The sequence below is a fragment of the Streptomyces capparidis genome, assembly GCF_054782095.1.
Genome location: NZ_BAAGTD010000062.1, coordinates 25303 through 39328, shown reverse-complemented (window position 1 = coordinate 39328; position 14026 = coordinate 25303). Strand labels below are relative to the sequence as shown.

10 protein-coding genes and 1 pseudogene are annotated in these 14026 nt (G+C 75.0%); 8 read left to right on the top strand and 3 right to left on the bottom strand.

What is annotated here, in order from left to right; all coding sequences use genetic code 11:
• Positions 1-183 (bottom strand): annotated as a pseudogene (locus tag ACYVO2_RS33110) (hypothetical protein); the annotation flags it as partial.
• Positions 184-527: 344 nt separating this feature from the next.
• On the opposite strand from ACYVO2_RS33110, the gene ACYVO2_RS33105 reads away from it, so the two are divergent.
• On the top strand, positions 528-1766 hold the full coding sequence (locus tag ACYVO2_RS33105; protein WP_461011789.1) for a PucR family transcriptional regulator: 1239 nt from the start codon (positions 528-530) through the stop codon (positions 1764-1766).
• Positions 1767-1892: 126 nt separating this feature from the next.
• On the opposite strand, the gene ACYVO2_RS33100 is transcribed toward ACYVO2_RS33105, so the two are convergent.
• Together ACYVO2_RS33100 and ACYVO2_RS33095 are read right to left on the bottom strand one after the other, a co-directional pair.
• The gene (locus ACYVO2_RS33100; RefSeq protein WP_461011788.1) at positions 1893-2168 is read right to left on the bottom strand and encodes an isoamylase early set domain-containing protein; all 276 of its coding nucleotides are present in this window, start codon (positions 2166-2168) and stop codon (positions 1893-1895) included.
• A gap of 146 nt (positions 2169-2314) precedes the next feature.
• Complete coding sequence (locus ACYVO2_RS33095) at positions 2315-2581, bottom strand: hypothetical protein (RefSeq protein ID WP_461011787.1); 267 nt, start codon at positions 2579-2581, stop codon at positions 2315-2317.
• A gap of 316 nt (positions 2582-2897) precedes the next feature.
• Between ACYVO2_RS33095 and ACYVO2_RS33090 the strand changes: the two genes are divergently transcribed.
• From ACYVO2_RS33090 to ACYVO2_RS33060, 7 genes are all read left to right on the top strand, one after another.
• On the top strand, positions 2898-3599 hold the full coding sequence (locus ACYVO2_RS33090; protein WP_461011786.1) for a TetR/AcrR family transcriptional regulator: 702 nt from the start codon (positions 2898-2900) through the stop codon (positions 3597-3599).
• The gene (locus ACYVO2_RS33085; RefSeq protein ID WP_461011785.1) at positions 3596-4390 is read left to right on the top strand and encodes an ABC transporter ATP-binding protein; all 795 of its coding nucleotides are present in this window, start codon (positions 3596-3598) and stop codon (positions 4388-4390) included. The genes ACYVO2_RS33090 and ACYVO2_RS33085 overlap by 4 nt, the downstream gene beginning before the upstream one ends.
• On the top strand, positions 4387-5121 hold the full coding sequence (locus ACYVO2_RS33080; RefSeq protein WP_461011784.1) for an ABC transporter permease: 735 nt from the start codon (positions 4387-4389) through the stop codon (positions 5119-5121). The genes ACYVO2_RS33085 and ACYVO2_RS33080 overlap by 4 nt, the downstream gene beginning before the upstream one ends.
• A gap of 224 nt (positions 5122-5345) precedes the next feature.
• Entirely contained in the window at positions 5346-6392 is a 1047-nt protein-coding gene (locus ACYVO2_RS33075; protein WP_461011783.1) for a helix-turn-helix domain-containing protein, read from the top strand.
• Between the two features lie 444 nt (positions 6393-6836).
• Entirely contained in the window at positions 6837-8579 is a 1743-nt protein-coding gene (locus ACYVO2_RS33070) for an NAD(P)/FAD-dependent oxidoreductase (protein ID WP_461011782.1), read from the top strand.
• Between the two features lie 69 nt (positions 8580-8648).
• Positions 8649-10316, top strand: a complete 1668-nt coding sequence (locus ACYVO2_RS33065; protein ID WP_461011781.1) for an NAD(P)/FAD-dependent oxidoreductase — start codon at positions 8649-8651, stop codon at positions 10314-10316.
• A gap of 218 nt (positions 10317-10534) precedes the next feature.
• The gene (locus ACYVO2_RS33060; protein ID WP_461011780.1) at positions 10535-14023 is read left to right on the top strand and encodes a phosphodiester glycosidase family protein; all 3489 of its coding nucleotides are present in this window, start codon (positions 10535-10537) and stop codon (positions 14021-14023) included.
• Positions 14024-14026: the final 3 nt, after the last annotated feature.

Sequence of the window (14026 nt, the reverse complement as noted above, 5' to 3'; positions counted from 1 at the left end):
CGGGTCGGCGCCGAAGCCCAGCACCGCGAAGGCGGCGGCGGCGGACAGGGCGTCCGCGCCCGCGGCCAGGGCCAGCAGCGCCCGGCAGGCCCGCCGCCCGGCGTGCTCCGCGGCGCGCTCCGCCAGGCCGTCCCAGTCCGGGAGGCCGGGCGGCGGCGGGACGGGCCGGCGCGGTTCGCTCATGCCGTGCTCCCTGGGCGGGCGACGGGTCGGCCCCGCCATGGTGGCGCGGGCGTGTGTCGCCTTCCCCCGGGCGTTCCGGGAACGGCGGGTGAAGCCTTGGCGGCGGATCGGCCGCGTCCGGTCCCGCCGCCGAGCGGGAGGCGATCCGCCGGTGAGCCCGTCACCGGGAGCTGCCGGAAAGCGCCTCTATAACACTGTGCGCATCCGAGCCGCCGGTTTTTGTCATTCCATGACAACGCCCGGTGGTCCGGCTGTGCGTACCGACAGGAGCCGCACCGGCCCGGGGCGGATATCGTCGGCGGCCGAGCCGCACATGACACTGCCGACGGGAAGGAGTGTCCGCCATGGGGAGCACCGCCGCCCCGGCCCCGCTCAGCGATCCCTTCACGCAAGTGCCCCGCGAACTGGCGGACCGTTTGCGTCCCCTGTCCGGCGAGATCATCGACGAAGTGGTGCGCGAGATCCAGCACAGCATCCCCGAGTACGCCCGCCCCGCCGACGACACCTACATGCGCACCCTGCGCGCCGGTGTCGAGCAGGCCCTGAAGCTGTTCATGGACCGCATCGCCGACCCGGAGAGCGACTGGGAGAAGATCGCCACCACCTACCACGAGATCGGGCGCGGCGAGGCCATGGAGGGGCGCAGCCTCGACGCGCTCCAGGCCGCGCTGCGGCTCGGCGCCCGGGTGGCGTGGCGGCACATGGGCGCCCACGCGGAGGAGCTGGCGCTGCTGCCGACCCAGCTCACCGCGCTCGGCGAGGCGGCGTTCGTCAACATCCACCAGATCGCCGAGGCCGCCACCGCCGGGTACACCGAGGCGCGGCTGCGGCAGAGCGGCGAGTTGCAGCGGCGCCGCAAGCGGTTGGTGGACCTGCTGCTCGCGGACCCGCCGGCCTCCCCCGAGGCCATCCGCGACCTCGCCCAGTCGGCGCGCTGGCCCGTCCCGCGCAGGCTCGCCGTGGTCGCCCTCGCCCCGCCCAGGGACGGCCACGGCGGCGCGGAGCGGCTGCTGGTGCCGCCCGAGGTGCTGGTGGACCTCGGCGGGCAGCCCGCCCGGATGGTGGTGCCCGACCCGGAGGGCGCCGGGCGGGCGCGGGCGCTGGCCGTGGCGCTGCGCGGGCGGCGGGCGGCGATCGGGCCGACCGTGGAGTTCACCGAGGCCGCCCGCTCCCTGCGGTGGGCGACCGAGGCGCTGGTGCTCATGCGGCGCGGCATCCTGCCGGGCACCTCGACCGTGCGGTGCACCGACCACCTGTCGACGCTGCTGCTCTTCGGCGACGAGGCCCTGCTGCGCACCCTGTCCCGGCGGCTGCTCGCCCCCCTCGCGCAGGTGCGGGCGCCGCAGCGGGACCGGCTGGCGGAGACGCTGCTGGCGTGGCTCCAGAGCGGCAGCAGCGCCGGGGACGTGGCGGCGCGACTGCACGTCCACCCGCAGACCGTCCGCTACCGGCTCCGCCAGCTCGAGCAGCTCTTCGGCGACCGGTTGCGCGACCCGGACACCCGGTTCGACCTGGAGCTGGTGCTCCGCGCCGAGTCCCTGCGCCGCGCCGCCGACACCCCGGCGCGCTCCCCGCAGACCTGACGGGCCGGACCCGTCCTGGGTCAGTGCCGGGTCCTGTGCGCGGCGGCGCCCGGACAGGCTGCGGGCCAACCGCCCGAGCCGCGCCCCGGCGGGGTGACGCCCCGTCCGGGCGTGTCCACCGCGCGGTCACAGGCGCAGCAGGCTGCCCTCGTGGTCGATCGCGTCGGCGGTGTCGTCGTCGAGCCAGACGCCGTCGGTGGCCAGGTAGCGGAACCGGTGCTCGCCCGGCGGCAGGATGACGGTGACCGTCCGGGTGCCGTCGCGGCGGGTGACGAGTTCGTGGCGGCCCGGCTCCCAGCCGTTGAAGTCCCCGACCACGCTGACCGCGCCGACCGGTTCGTCACCGGGCAGGGCGAACGTCACCCGGGTCTTGTTGCCGAACAGCCGTGTCCTCTTGAGCATGGGAACTCCCTTGCAGCGACGGAGCCGGGCGGCAGCATTCTCGCGTTCCGCCGCTCGCGGATCCAGTGCCGCAGGGGAGCGCCCGTTCGAAGTGCCCGGGTCCGCGACGCTGCGGACCCGGGCACCGATGGGGCGTGGGGCGACGACTAGTCGACCCCGACGACCTCGTAGCCGCCGAAGCCCTTGGTCTTCCCGTCGTGGAAGGCGGCGGCGAACTTCTTGACGTAGGCGTCGTCGGCCACGGCCCAGTTGCTGTACACCATGCCGCCGCCGCCGTGCCCCTTGTGGGACGACACGGAACCGAAGGCGTTGCCGACGGAGGTGTCGTTGTCGGCGTAGGCCGGCGCGGCCGTGCCCAGGGCGATCAGCCCGCCGACGACTGCCACAGCAGCCTTCCCCAGCACTGACTTCATAGGTATCTGTACCTCTCCTGTGACGGACGCCGCGAGGCAGCGGAAAGCCCTGCGCCCCGACCGGCGGCTCATCCCACTTGGGACTGCACCGCCCACGTAAACACCCATCAGGCGCTGTCCGGGTGAGGACAGTCCGCCTGACGCGCCGCGATCACCCGAACGCGGCGGCAAACGGGGGACGTGTGCGCGGCGGCGGACGAGGGAACCCGTCTGCCAGCGGCGCCCCGGCCCGCGGGCCCCGTCCCCCAGGGGTGTCCGCGTCCGGGACACGAGCGTCCTTGTGATCCGAATAGAGAACGCCTTGTACTCTAAAACCGTGACCGCACCATCGACCCCCGACCCCGCCCGCGCGCAGCGGGACCACCGCACCAAGCCCCGCAGGAGGGGCGAGGTGCTCAGACAGGCGATCCTGCGGGCCGCCCTGGAGGAACTGGAGGAGAACGGGTACGCGGGCCTGAGCATGGACCGCGTCGCCGAGCGCGCCCGGACCAGCAAGGCCTCGCTGTACCGGCGCTGGCCGAGCCGGGCCGTGCTCGCCCTGGAGGTGGTCGGCTGGGCCCTGCCCGACCCCGGCCGCCTGCCGGACAGCGGCGACCTGCGGGCCGACCTGCTCGCCCTGCTGCGCGGCATCGCCGACCGCCTGGCGGGCCCCCTCGGCGAGGTCGTCCGCGGCCTGACCGCGGACACCCTGCTCGACCCGCGGCTGGCCGACGAGGCCAGGCAGCGGATCACCGACCCGGCGCAGGACCGCATGCTGGGCTTCCTGCGCCGGGCCGCGGAGCGGGGCGAGGTGGACCCGGGGGCGCTCACCGTGTGGACCGCCGCGGTGGGCCCGGTCCTGCTGCGGCACCACTTCCTGTCCCACGGGGCGCCGATCCCGGACGGGGTCGTCGTCGACATCGTCGACCAGGTGGTCCTGCCCCTGCTGCGGCGCGAGTCACCCGGCCCCGGAGCGAGGGGCCCAGAACCGGGGAGCGGCCCGCCGGGCGCCTCCCCTGCGAGGAGTGATGACCCATGACGGCCGTGGAAATCTCCGGTCTGCGCGTCGTGCGCAACGGCCGGGAAGTCCTGCACGGCATCGACTGCACCCTGCCGAAGGGCAGCATCACCGGGCTGATCGGGCCCAGCGGGCACGGCAAGTCCACGCTGATGCGCGCGATCATGGGAGTGCAGATCGTCGAGTCCGGCAGCGTCACCGTGCTCGGCCACCCGGCCGGCCACCCCGACCTGCGGCGCAGGATCGGCTACTCCCCCCAGTCACCGGCGCTGTACGCCGACCTGACGGTCGAGGAGAACCTGCGGTACTTCGCCGCGGTACTGGGCGCCCCCGACTCCGACGTGGACCGGGTGCTCGGCGAGATGCGACTGGAGGAGGCCAGGGAGCAGGCGGTCCTCTCGCTCTCCGGCGGCCAGCGCTCCCGCGCCAGCCTGGCGGTCGCCCTGCTGGGCACCCCGGAGCTGCTGGTGCTGGACGAGCCGACGGTGGGCCTGGACCCGGTGCTGCGCCACGAGCTGTGGGACATGTTCCACGACCTGGCCGGGCGCGACGTCACGCTGGTGATCTCCAGCCATGTGATGGACGAGGCGGCCAGGTGCGAGCGGCTGCTGCTGGTGCGCGAGGGCGGCATCCTGGCCGACGACACGCCGGAGGAGCTGCGGCGCCGCACCGGGGCGGAGGACCTGGAGGACGCGTTCCTGCGGCTCATCGAGGAGCAGGAGGAGCGGAAGCAGCGGGGGGAGCGAGGCGAGGGGCAGCGGGACGGGCGGGGGAAGCAGGAGGAGGAGCGGAAGGGAATGGTGCGGTCATGAACGTCGCCGTCACGCTCGCCACCACCCGCCGGGTCGTCGGCCAGTTGCGCCGCGACCGCCGCACCGCGGCGATGGTGCTGCTGCTGCCGACCCTGCTGATGATCCTGCTGCGCTACGTGTTCGACCAGGAACGCCAGTTCGACGCGGTGGGCGCCGCCCTGCTCGGGCTGCTGCCCCTGCTGGTGATGTTCCTGGTCACCTCGGTGACCACGCTCAGGGAGCGGACCGGGGGCACGCTGGAGCGGCTGATGACCATGCCGACCCGCAGGCTGGAGCTGCTGCTCGGCTACGCCACCGCGTTCGGCCTGCTGGCGGTGGCCCAGGTGGCGCTCGCCGCCACGGTGTCGCTGACCTGGCTCGGCCTCGACGTGGCCGGACCCACGTGGATGGTGTTCGTGGTGGCCTCGCTGGACGCGCTGCTGGGCATGGCGCTCGGCCTGTTCGTGAGCGCGTTCGCCCGCACCGAGTTCCAGGCGATGCAGTTCATGCCGGTGGTGGTGCTGCCGCAGGCGCTGCTGTGCGGCCTGTTCACGCCCCGGGAGAAGATGAACCAGGCGCTGGACTGGGCCTCCGACGTCCTGCCGCTGTCCTACGCCGTCGACGCCATGAAGGAGCTCACCGCGTCCTCGGAGTTCACCTCCGACCTGTGGGTGTCCCTGGCGGTCGTCACCGGCTCGGTGCTCGTCTCGCTGGTCCTGGGCGCGGCGACGCTGCGCCGGCGCACGCCCTGACCGCCGACCGGCGCGGGAGCGGAACGGCGGGCGCGGACGGCGCCGCCCCGCCCGCGCCCGCCGTCCCGCGTCCCCGCCCGGCCCCGCCCGGCGGCTCCCGCCCGGCGACCTCCCGTTCGATCGGTCCTCGAGGACGGGTTCCTCACCATGACGCCCTGCTCCGGCTCCCGCTCGCGGGCGGAGCCGCGCAGCCACACCGCGCACCACGCACCACGGGGGGACAAATGAACACCGTGCAGCTCTCGCAGGCTCCGTGCCCGCCCGACACCGAACGCGTCGACCGATGGCGGGAATTATGCCTGGGCCTGCCCATCCCGCTGTACTGCGAACCGGACCCCGCGGTCCCGTTCCGCGCCCGGATGTCGCCGCTGAGCCTGGGCTCCGTGCACGCCGCCGCGGTGGCGAGCTCCCCCGGCGGGCTCAGCCGCACCCCGCGCCTGATCCGCCAGGGCGACCCGGGCCTGCTCATGCTCAACCTGGTGCTGGGGGGCCGCAAGACCGTGTGGCAGGGGGACCGCCGTGCCGTGGTCGGCCCGTCCCAGTTGCTGCTCAGCGACAGCTCCCGGCCGTGGGGGACCACCGTGGGCGGGGAGGGCACCGACGGCGTCCGGGGCATCGTGGCGATGTTCCCGCGCACCGCGCTGCCGATGGGGCCGCGCCGCACGGAGCGGGCCCTGAACGTGCCGGTCTCCGGCCGTGAGGGGCCGGGCAGGCTGCTTTCCGTGGTCCTCACCACGCTGCTGTCCGGCGAGTACGGGCCCGGGACGCCGGACGCCGCCCGCCTGGGGGGCGTGGTGACCGACCTGGTGGCGGCGGCGTTCGCCGAACCGTCCGGACAGCGGACGGCGGGGCCCGGTGAGTCCGCGCAGGTGCTGCGGCTCCAGGTGCGCGACTTCATCCTGCGGCACCTGGGGGCGGAGTCGCTGTCGCCGGCGACCATCGCCGCGGCGCACAACATCTCCGTGCGCTATCTGCACAAGCTGTTCCAGGACGAGGGCCTGACCGTCGCCGACTGGATCCGCAGGCACCGCCTCGAGCGCTGCCGGCGCGAGCTGGCCGACCCCCTCCAGTACGACCGCCCCATCCACGCCATCGCCACACGCTGGGGCTTTCCCAACGCCGCGCACTTCAGCCGCGCCTTCAGGGCCGCCTACGGGGTCCCGCCGCGGGAGTTCCGGGAGCAGGCGCTGACCGCCGCGCGGCCATGCGCGGCGGGGCAAGCGGTGTGCGCTCCGGGTCAACGACTTCCCGAGGGCGCTGCCGCACTCTGAGGTACGAGGGAGCAGCGGCCGCGTCACCCGCGGCCACCGGATCCGGCGGGGTCCGCGCGCTCCGTCCCCGGCACCGGCCCGTCGGTGCCGACCTGGAGCGGCCCGCGCGGCCGTGCCCGGCGTGACCGCCCGGCACTGCCCCGGCCGCGCCGCACCTCGACCACACCACACCACCGCGACCACCGCCGCGGGCCCGCCCGGGCCCCGCGCGGCGGCCGTGTCCGCGGCTCGGCCGTGCCCGCGTCCGCCGGGCGCGCCCGCCGCCGGCGTCCACGACGGAGGACCGATGAGCCACATCCGCACGCGCTCCTCGCCGGCCGCCGCCCCACCGGGGCCCGGCCGTGACCCCGCCCGCCGGGCCGCGCCCCCGCCGGGCGGCGCCGGCCCAGGGCCCCGCGCCGTGAAGCACCTCGTCAAGGGCAAGCCGAACCTCTGGGAGCAGTCATGACGCACCATCAGTCCGATGTCTTCGACGTGGCCGTGCTCGGCTCCGGCCTGGTCGGCACCATCCTGTCCGCCTGCCTGGCCCGCAACGGCGTGCGGGTGGTGCTCATCGACCCGGGGACGCATCCGCGCTTCGTCATCGGCGAGGGCGAGCACACGCCCCCGTACACGCTGATGGTGCTGCGGCTGATCGGGGAGCGGTACGGCGTCCCCGAGGTCAAGCACCTGGCGTCCTTCGAGGCCACGCAGACCTTTGTCACCACCAACGGCGGCGTCTGCCGCAACGTCTCCTACGTCTACCACCGGGAGGGCAGGTCGCAGCACCCGCGCGAGGCGCACATGCTGCGCCCGCCCACCGTCGGCTTCACCCAGCACCACCTGTTCCGGCAGGACACCGACGCGTGGATGCTGAACGTCGCGGCCAAGTACGGGGTGGAGGTGCGCCAGCAGCAGCGCGTGACGGACGTGGACGCCAACGAGGGCAGCGTCACCGTCACCTGCGAGGGCCGGCCCGCGGTCATGGCCAAGTACCTGGTGGACACCACCGGGCCGGAGTCGGTGGTCGCCGAGCGGTTCGGGGTGCGGCAGCAGCCCGGCCGGTTCCGCCACCAGGCCCGCACCCTGGCCAACCACCTGCTGGACGTGCGGCCGTTCGACGAGATCGCCCCGGCGAGCCGCTACGGCAACCCCAGCCCCTGGCACCAGGGCAGCCTGCACCACGTCTTCGACGGCGGCTTCATGTGGGTCTACCCGTACGGCAACCACCCCCGCGCCACCAACCCCGCCTGCGGGGTCGGCCTGCGCCTCGACCCGAGGGTGCACCCCGAGCCCGACTGCTCCCCGGACGAGGAGTTCCGCCGGTTCGTGGCCCGCTTCCCCGACCTGGCCCGGCAGTTCGAGAGCGCCCGGCCGGCGCAGGAGTGGGTGCGCACCGGCCCCACCCAGCACTCGACCGCGTGGACGGTGGGCACCCGGTGGTGCCTGCTCGGCAACGCCGCGGGCGCGGTGGACCCGCTGTTCTGCACCGACCTGACCGTGGGCCTGGAGGCGGTGAACGCGCTGACCCACCGGCTGCTCGACGCCGTCAGGCGGGACAGCTTCACCAACGACCGGTTCGAGCCCGTGCAGGAGCTGGTGCAGGGCCTGCTCGACTGGCACGACGACCTGTGCGCGAACGCCTTCGTGGCCTTCCGGGACTTCGCGCTGTGGGACGTGTGGTGGCGGGTGTGGCACACCCGGCAGATCATGTCCACCTACGAGATCAACCGCAGGTACGCCAAGTACCTCGGCAGCCGGGACACCGAGGAGCTGGCCTTCCTCGAGCAGCCCTGGTGGTGCGGCAGGAAGCTGCCCGGCGACGGGCCGTACGCGCCGGCCATGCGGTTCTTCCAGGAGGCGAACGAGCGCCTCCAGGCGGTGGAGCGCGGCGAGGAGGACCCGGCCAGGGCCGCGGCCGACCTGATGCGCCTGCTCGGCGAGGAGGAGTTCACCCCGCCGGTCTTCGGCATGCACAAGCCCGGCCACCAGTGGACGGTGCTGCCCACCCACAGGATGGCGGAGACCGTGCGGTGGTCCAGGCGGACCGCGCCGAAGGACATCGGCAGGCTCACCCTCGAAGGGCTGCTGCTGTTCGCCAGGGCCCGCTTCGGCCGGGGCGAGTCCCTCCCCAAGGAGGAGCTCAGGCACGCGGCCGCCACCTGGCCGGTGGTGGGCGAGCGGCTGCGGCTGCGCGCCCCGCGGTGACGCCACCCGCTTCCACCCGCCGGTGCCCGCGCGGAACGCGGGGCGCCGACCTACCAACGGAGGACCTCCGTGCATGACACGCGAAACAACGACGACCAGATGTTCGACGTCGCCGTCATCGGAACCGGGCTCGGCGGCTCCATGCTGGGCGCGATACTGGCCCGGAACGGCGCCCGGGTGCTGATGGTGGACCAGAGCGAGCACCCGAAGTTCGCGATCGGCGAGTCGACGATCCCGAACATGCTGGTGACCCTGCGCACCATGGCGGCGCGCTACCGGGTGCCGGAGCTGACGACGCTGTCCACGTTCACCGGCTGCCAGCGCCTGATCGGCCCGTCCAACGGGGCGAAGAACCACTTCGGCTTCCTCCAGCACCACGAGGGCAGGCCGCAGGACCCGGCCGAGGTCACCATGTACAACTTCACCAAGCTGATCCACCCGACGGCGCACTTCTACCGCCAGGACACCGACGCCTACCTGCTGCGCGCGGCGATCTCCTACGGCTGCACGGTGCGGCAGCGGTTCCGCATCGCGTCGGTGGACTTCGACGACGCCGGGGCCACCATCGCCTCGGACCGCGGTGAGGAGCTGCGGGCCCGGTACGTGGTGGACGCCAGCGGCTACCGCTCGGTGATCGCCGAGAAGTTCGGGCTGCGGGAGAACCCGTGCCGCTACAAGCACCACTCCCGCTCCATCTGGAACCACATGATCGGGGTGCCGAACACCGACGAGGTCTTCGACCGCCCGGCGCACGACCGGCCCCCGATCCCCTGGTACGAGGGCACGATCCACCACCTGTTCGAGCGCGGCTGGTTCTGGGTCATCCCGTTCGACAACGACCCCAGCTCCCGCAACCCGCTGTGCAGCGTCGGGCTCACCCTCGACCCGCGCCGGTACCCGATCGACCACAGCCTCACGCCGGAGCAGGAGTTCTGGCACCACGTCAACCGATTCCCCGACGTGGCCAGGCAGTTCGCCGGCGCCCGCCCGATGCGGGAGTGGGTGCGCACCGACCGGCTCCAGTACTCGTCCTCGCGCACGGTGGGCGACCGCTGGGCGCTGCTGTCGCACGCCGCGGGCTTCATCGACCCGCTGTTCTCCCGGGGCATGGCCAACACCTGCGAGATCGTCAACGTCCTGGCGTGGCGGGTGCTGCGCGCGCTGCGGGACGGCGACTTCTCGGCGGAGCGGTTCGCGGACGTGGACCGCATCCAGCAGGCGCTGCTCGACGGCAACGACCGGCTGGTCAACGCCTCGTTCATCTCCTTCGAGCACTACGACCTGTGGGCGGCGGTGTTCCGGATCTGGGCGTGGGGTTCCAACGCGGGGTCGTTCCGCGCGCACGAGGCCTTCCGCCGGTGGCGCAGGACCGGCGACGAGCAGCACCTGCTCGAGCTGGAGAACGCCAGGAACCAGGACCTGCACTGGGCCGACCACGAGGGCTACCGCGAGCTGTTCGAGGACATGGTGCGCCAGTGCGAGGCGTACGAGGCCGGGGAGGTCACCGCCGAGGAGGCCGCGGACACGCTGCACGGGCGGCTGTCGAAGGCCGAGTACGTCCCGCGGTACTACGGCTGGGACCAGCGCGCCCAGCGCTTCATCGACCCCAGGCCGGCGGTGATGGCCAAGACGATGTGGTGGGCGCTGCGCGAAGCCCCGCCCGAGGTCAGGCGGATCATGCTGGGCTTCGGCCGGGAGGCCACCAAGGAGGCGCTGCTGGGCCGCAGGATCTTCTGACCGGCCGCGGCAGGCCCCGCGCGGCCCGGGCGTCCCGGGCCGCGCGGGCCCGCGTGGAGGGGCGCGGGCCACGCGGGGCGGCACGCTCCTTCAGCGGAGCGTTCCGGCCTGTTTCCGTGGTTGTCGCCCCGGGGTGCTGGTGTGCCGTCAGGCGCGCGGCGATGCTGGTGCGCTGACGCCTGTCCGCCGCCCGCAACCGAACGCCCACGGGAGTCGCCGTGCACCCAGCCCTGTCCAGACCCGTGTCGGTGCTCGCCGCCGCCACGGCCCTGGCCACCGCGCTCGCCCTCGGCCCGGCCGGCCCGGCCTCCGCCGAGCCCGCCCCCGAGCCGCTGCCCCGGTCGGCCGAGCAGATGCTGCGCCCGGTCGCCCCGCCGGGTCCCCGCGACGCCGCGGGCGGCACGCTCTCGGTGGCGGACGGGGACGGCGTCACCACGGCCCGCTCGGCCCGTCCCGTCGCCCCCGGGGTCCACCTGACCTCGTACGACCGGCTGGAGTCCGACAAGTGGCTGCGGGTGGACGCCCTGTCGGTGGACCTCGCCGCCGGGGCGCGCGTGGACTACCTGCACCCCGGTGAGGTCGCCGCCCGCCGCACCGTCTCCGAGCTCGCCGCGGCGCACGACCCGGGCCCCGGCCGGCGCACCGTCGCCGCGATCAACGGCGACTTCTTCGACATCAACCAGACCGGCGCCCCGCAGGGCCCCGGCGTCAAGGACGGGCGGCCGGTGCACTCCCCCGCGCCCACCGCCACCCGGGCCGTGGGCATCGGGCCCGGCGACGCCGGCCGGGTCCTCCAGTTGTACTTCGAGGGCACGGTGACGCTGCCCTCGGGGCCGCGCCCGCTGGCCGCGCTCAACGCCGCGAACGTGCCCGCGGACGGCATCGGCGCCTACACCGCCGCGTGGGGAAGCGCCGACCGGGCCCTGACCGTGGACGGCGCCGCGCGCACCGCCGAGGTGGCGGTCGCCGACGGCCGCGTCGCCTCCGCCGCCACCGCGCCGGGCAGCGGCCCGCTGCCGCCGGGCACCACGGTCCTGGTGGGCCGGGACGCGGGCGCCGAGGCCCTGGCCGCGCTCGCCCCCGGCGACCCGGTGTCGCTGGAGTACCGGCCCCGCACCTCCGACGGGGGCCCGGTGCCCCGCACCGCCGTCGGCGGCCGGGAGCTGCTGGTCGTGGACGGCGAGCCGATCGGCCACGAGGGCGAGGGCAACAACACCGCCGCGCCGCGCACGGCCGTGGGCTTCTCCCGGGACGGCCGCACCATGCACGTGCTGACCGTGGACGGGCGGCAGGCCGACAGCGGCGGCGTCACCCTCACCGAGCTCGGCCTGATGATGGAGCGGGCCGGCGCCCACAACGCGCTCAACCTCGACGGCGGCGGCTCGTCCACCCTGGTCGCCCGCGAGCCCGGCAGCGACGCCGTGCAGGTGGAGAACTCCCCCTCCGACGGCAGCGAACGCACCGTCCCCAACGGCCTGGCGTTCACCGCCCCCGACGGCAGCGGGCGCCTGACCGGCTACTGGGTGGAGACCGCGATGCCGCCCGCCGCCGCGCCCACCACGGGACCGGTGCGCGGCGGCCACCCCGAGCGGGTGTTCCCCGGCCTGACCCGCAGGCTCACCGCCGCCGGCCACGACGAGACCTACGGCCCGGCCGCGGGCGCGCCGTCCTGGCGGGTGCGCGACCCCGGGGTCGGCCGGGTCTCCGCCGACGGCGTGTTCACCGCGCGCCGCGGCGGCACCACCGAGGTCACCGCCCGCCGCGGCCGCGCCACCGGCGCCGTCCGGCTGACCGTCCTGGACGACCTGGCCCGCCTCCAGCCGACCACCCGCGTCATCGGCCTGGCCGACGCCCGGGCCACCGGCGGCTTCGGCGTGGTCGGCCTGGACGCCCACGGCGCCGAGGCCCCCGTCGAGCCGGCCGACGTCGCCCTGACCTACGACCGGGACCTGTTCGACATCGCGCCTCGCGCCGACGGCACCTTCTCCGTCCGGGCGCGCACCGACCGCGCCGCCGGGCAGGTGACCGTCGCCGTCGGGCGGGTGCGCACGGTCCTCGCCGTCACCGTCGGCCTCGACGACCGCGAGGTCGCCTCCTTCGACGACGCCGGCGAGTGGACGTTCACCCAGGCCCGCGCTTCCGGCTCGGTGGCCGCCACCCCCGACGGGCACACCGGCACCGGGCTCGACCTCGTCTACGACTTCAGCCGCTCCACCGCCACCCGCGCCGCCTACGCCAACCCGCCCCGGCAGGTCCCCGTGGACGGCCAGCCCCGCTCCTTCGGCCTGTGGATCAAGGGCGACGGCAACGGCGCCTGGCCCACCCTGCACCTGAAGGACGGCGCGGGCACCGACCAGTTGCTGCGCGGCCCGTACGTGACCTGGACCGGCTGGCGGCACGTCACCTTCACCGTGCCCCCCGGCGTGGCGTACCCGCTGCGGGTCCACCGCTTCTACCTGGCGGAGACCGCCGCGGCCCGCCAGTACACCGGCCGGATCACCATCGACGGGCTGACCGCGCAGGTCCCGCCGGACGTCGCCCTGCCCGCCGACCGGCCCGCGCCCGATCCGCTGATCGGCTCCGCGGCCGGGGCGCAGGGGCGCGACTGGCGGTTCGCCGTGATGTCCGACGCCCAGTTCGTGGCCCGCGACCCGGACAGCGCGATCGTCGCCCAGGCCCGCCGCACCCTGCGCGAGATCAGGGCGGCCGGCCCCGACCTGCTGCTGATCAACGGCGACCTGGTGGACGAGGGCTCGCCCGAGGACCTGGCCTTCGCCCGCCGGGTGCTCCAGGAGGAGCTCGGCGACGCCGTGCCCTGGACGTACGTCCCCGGCAACCACGAGGTCATGGGCGGCGGCATCGGGAACTTCGTCGCCGAGTTCGGCCCGGCCTCCCGGGTGTTCGACCACCGCGGCACCCGCTTCGTCACCCTCGACACCTCCTCACTGACCCTGCGCGGCGGCGGCTTCGCGCAGCTCAAGACGCTGCGCGAGCAACTGGAGCGGGCCGCAGGCGACCCATCGGTGGGCTCGGTGGTGGTCGTCCAGCACGTGCCGCCGCGCGACCCCACCCCGCAGCGGGCCAGCCAGCTCGGCGACCGCAAGGAGGCCGCGCTGCTGGAGGACTGGCTCGCCGACTTCCGCCGCGGCACCGGCAAGGGCGCCGCCCTGATCGGCGCGCACGTCGGCACCTTCCACGCCTCCCGGGTGGACGGGGTGCCGTACCTGGTCAACGGCAACTCCGGCAAGAACCCGTCCACCGCGCCCGCCGACGGCGGCTTCACCGGCTGGTCCCTGATCGGCGTGGACGAGCTGTCCCGCGCCGAGCGGGCCGCCGCCCGCGCCCGCCCCTGGGCGGGCGGCCCCGACTGGATCACCGTGCAGACCAGGGCCCATGTGGACGGCCTCGCCGTCACCGCGCCCGCGGAACTGTCCGCCGGCACCACCGGCGAGGTCGCCGCCACCGTGCTCCAGGGCTCCCGCCGGGTCCCGGCCGCCCACCCGGTGAGCGCCGACTGGACCGCGTCCCCGAACGTGCACATCGGCGACCCGTCGCGGGCCGGGCCCCGCCACGTCGCGGCCTTCGACCCGGCGACGGGACGGCTGACCGCGCTGCGCCCGGGCATGGCCACCCTCGCGGTGACGGTGAACGGCGCCCTCGCCCAGACGCGGTTCACGGTGACGGCGCGGGGGGCGGTGGCCGCCTAGGTG

Coding starts and splice junctions, on each gene's coding strand:
- ACYVO2_RS33105 (WP_461011789.1), top strand. CDS start 528: ATGGGGAGCACCGCCGCCCCGGCCCCGCTCAGCGATCCCTTCACGCAA.
- ACYVO2_RS33100 (WP_461011788.1), bottom strand. CDS start 2,168: ATGCTCAAGAGGACACGGCTGTTCGGCAACAAGACCCGGGTGACGTTC.
- ACYVO2_RS33095 (WP_461011787.1), bottom strand. CDS start 2,581: ATGAAGTCAGTGCTGGGGAAGGCTGCTGTGGCAGTCGTCGGCGGGCTG.
- ACYVO2_RS33085 (WP_461011785.1), top strand. CDS start 3,596: ATGACGGCCGTGGAAATCTCCGGTCTGCGCGTCGTGCGCAACGGCCGG.
- ACYVO2_RS33080 (WP_461011784.1), top strand. CDS start 4,387: ATGAACGTCGCCGTCACGCTCGCCACCACCCGCCGGGTCGTCGGCCAG.
- ACYVO2_RS33075 (WP_461011783.1), top strand. CDS start 5,346: ATGAACACCGTGCAGCTCTCGCAGGCTCCGTGCCCGCCCGACACCGAA.
- ACYVO2_RS33070 (WP_461011782.1), top strand. CDS start 6,837: ATGACGCACCATCAGTCCGATGTCTTCGACGTGGCCGTGCTCGGCTCC.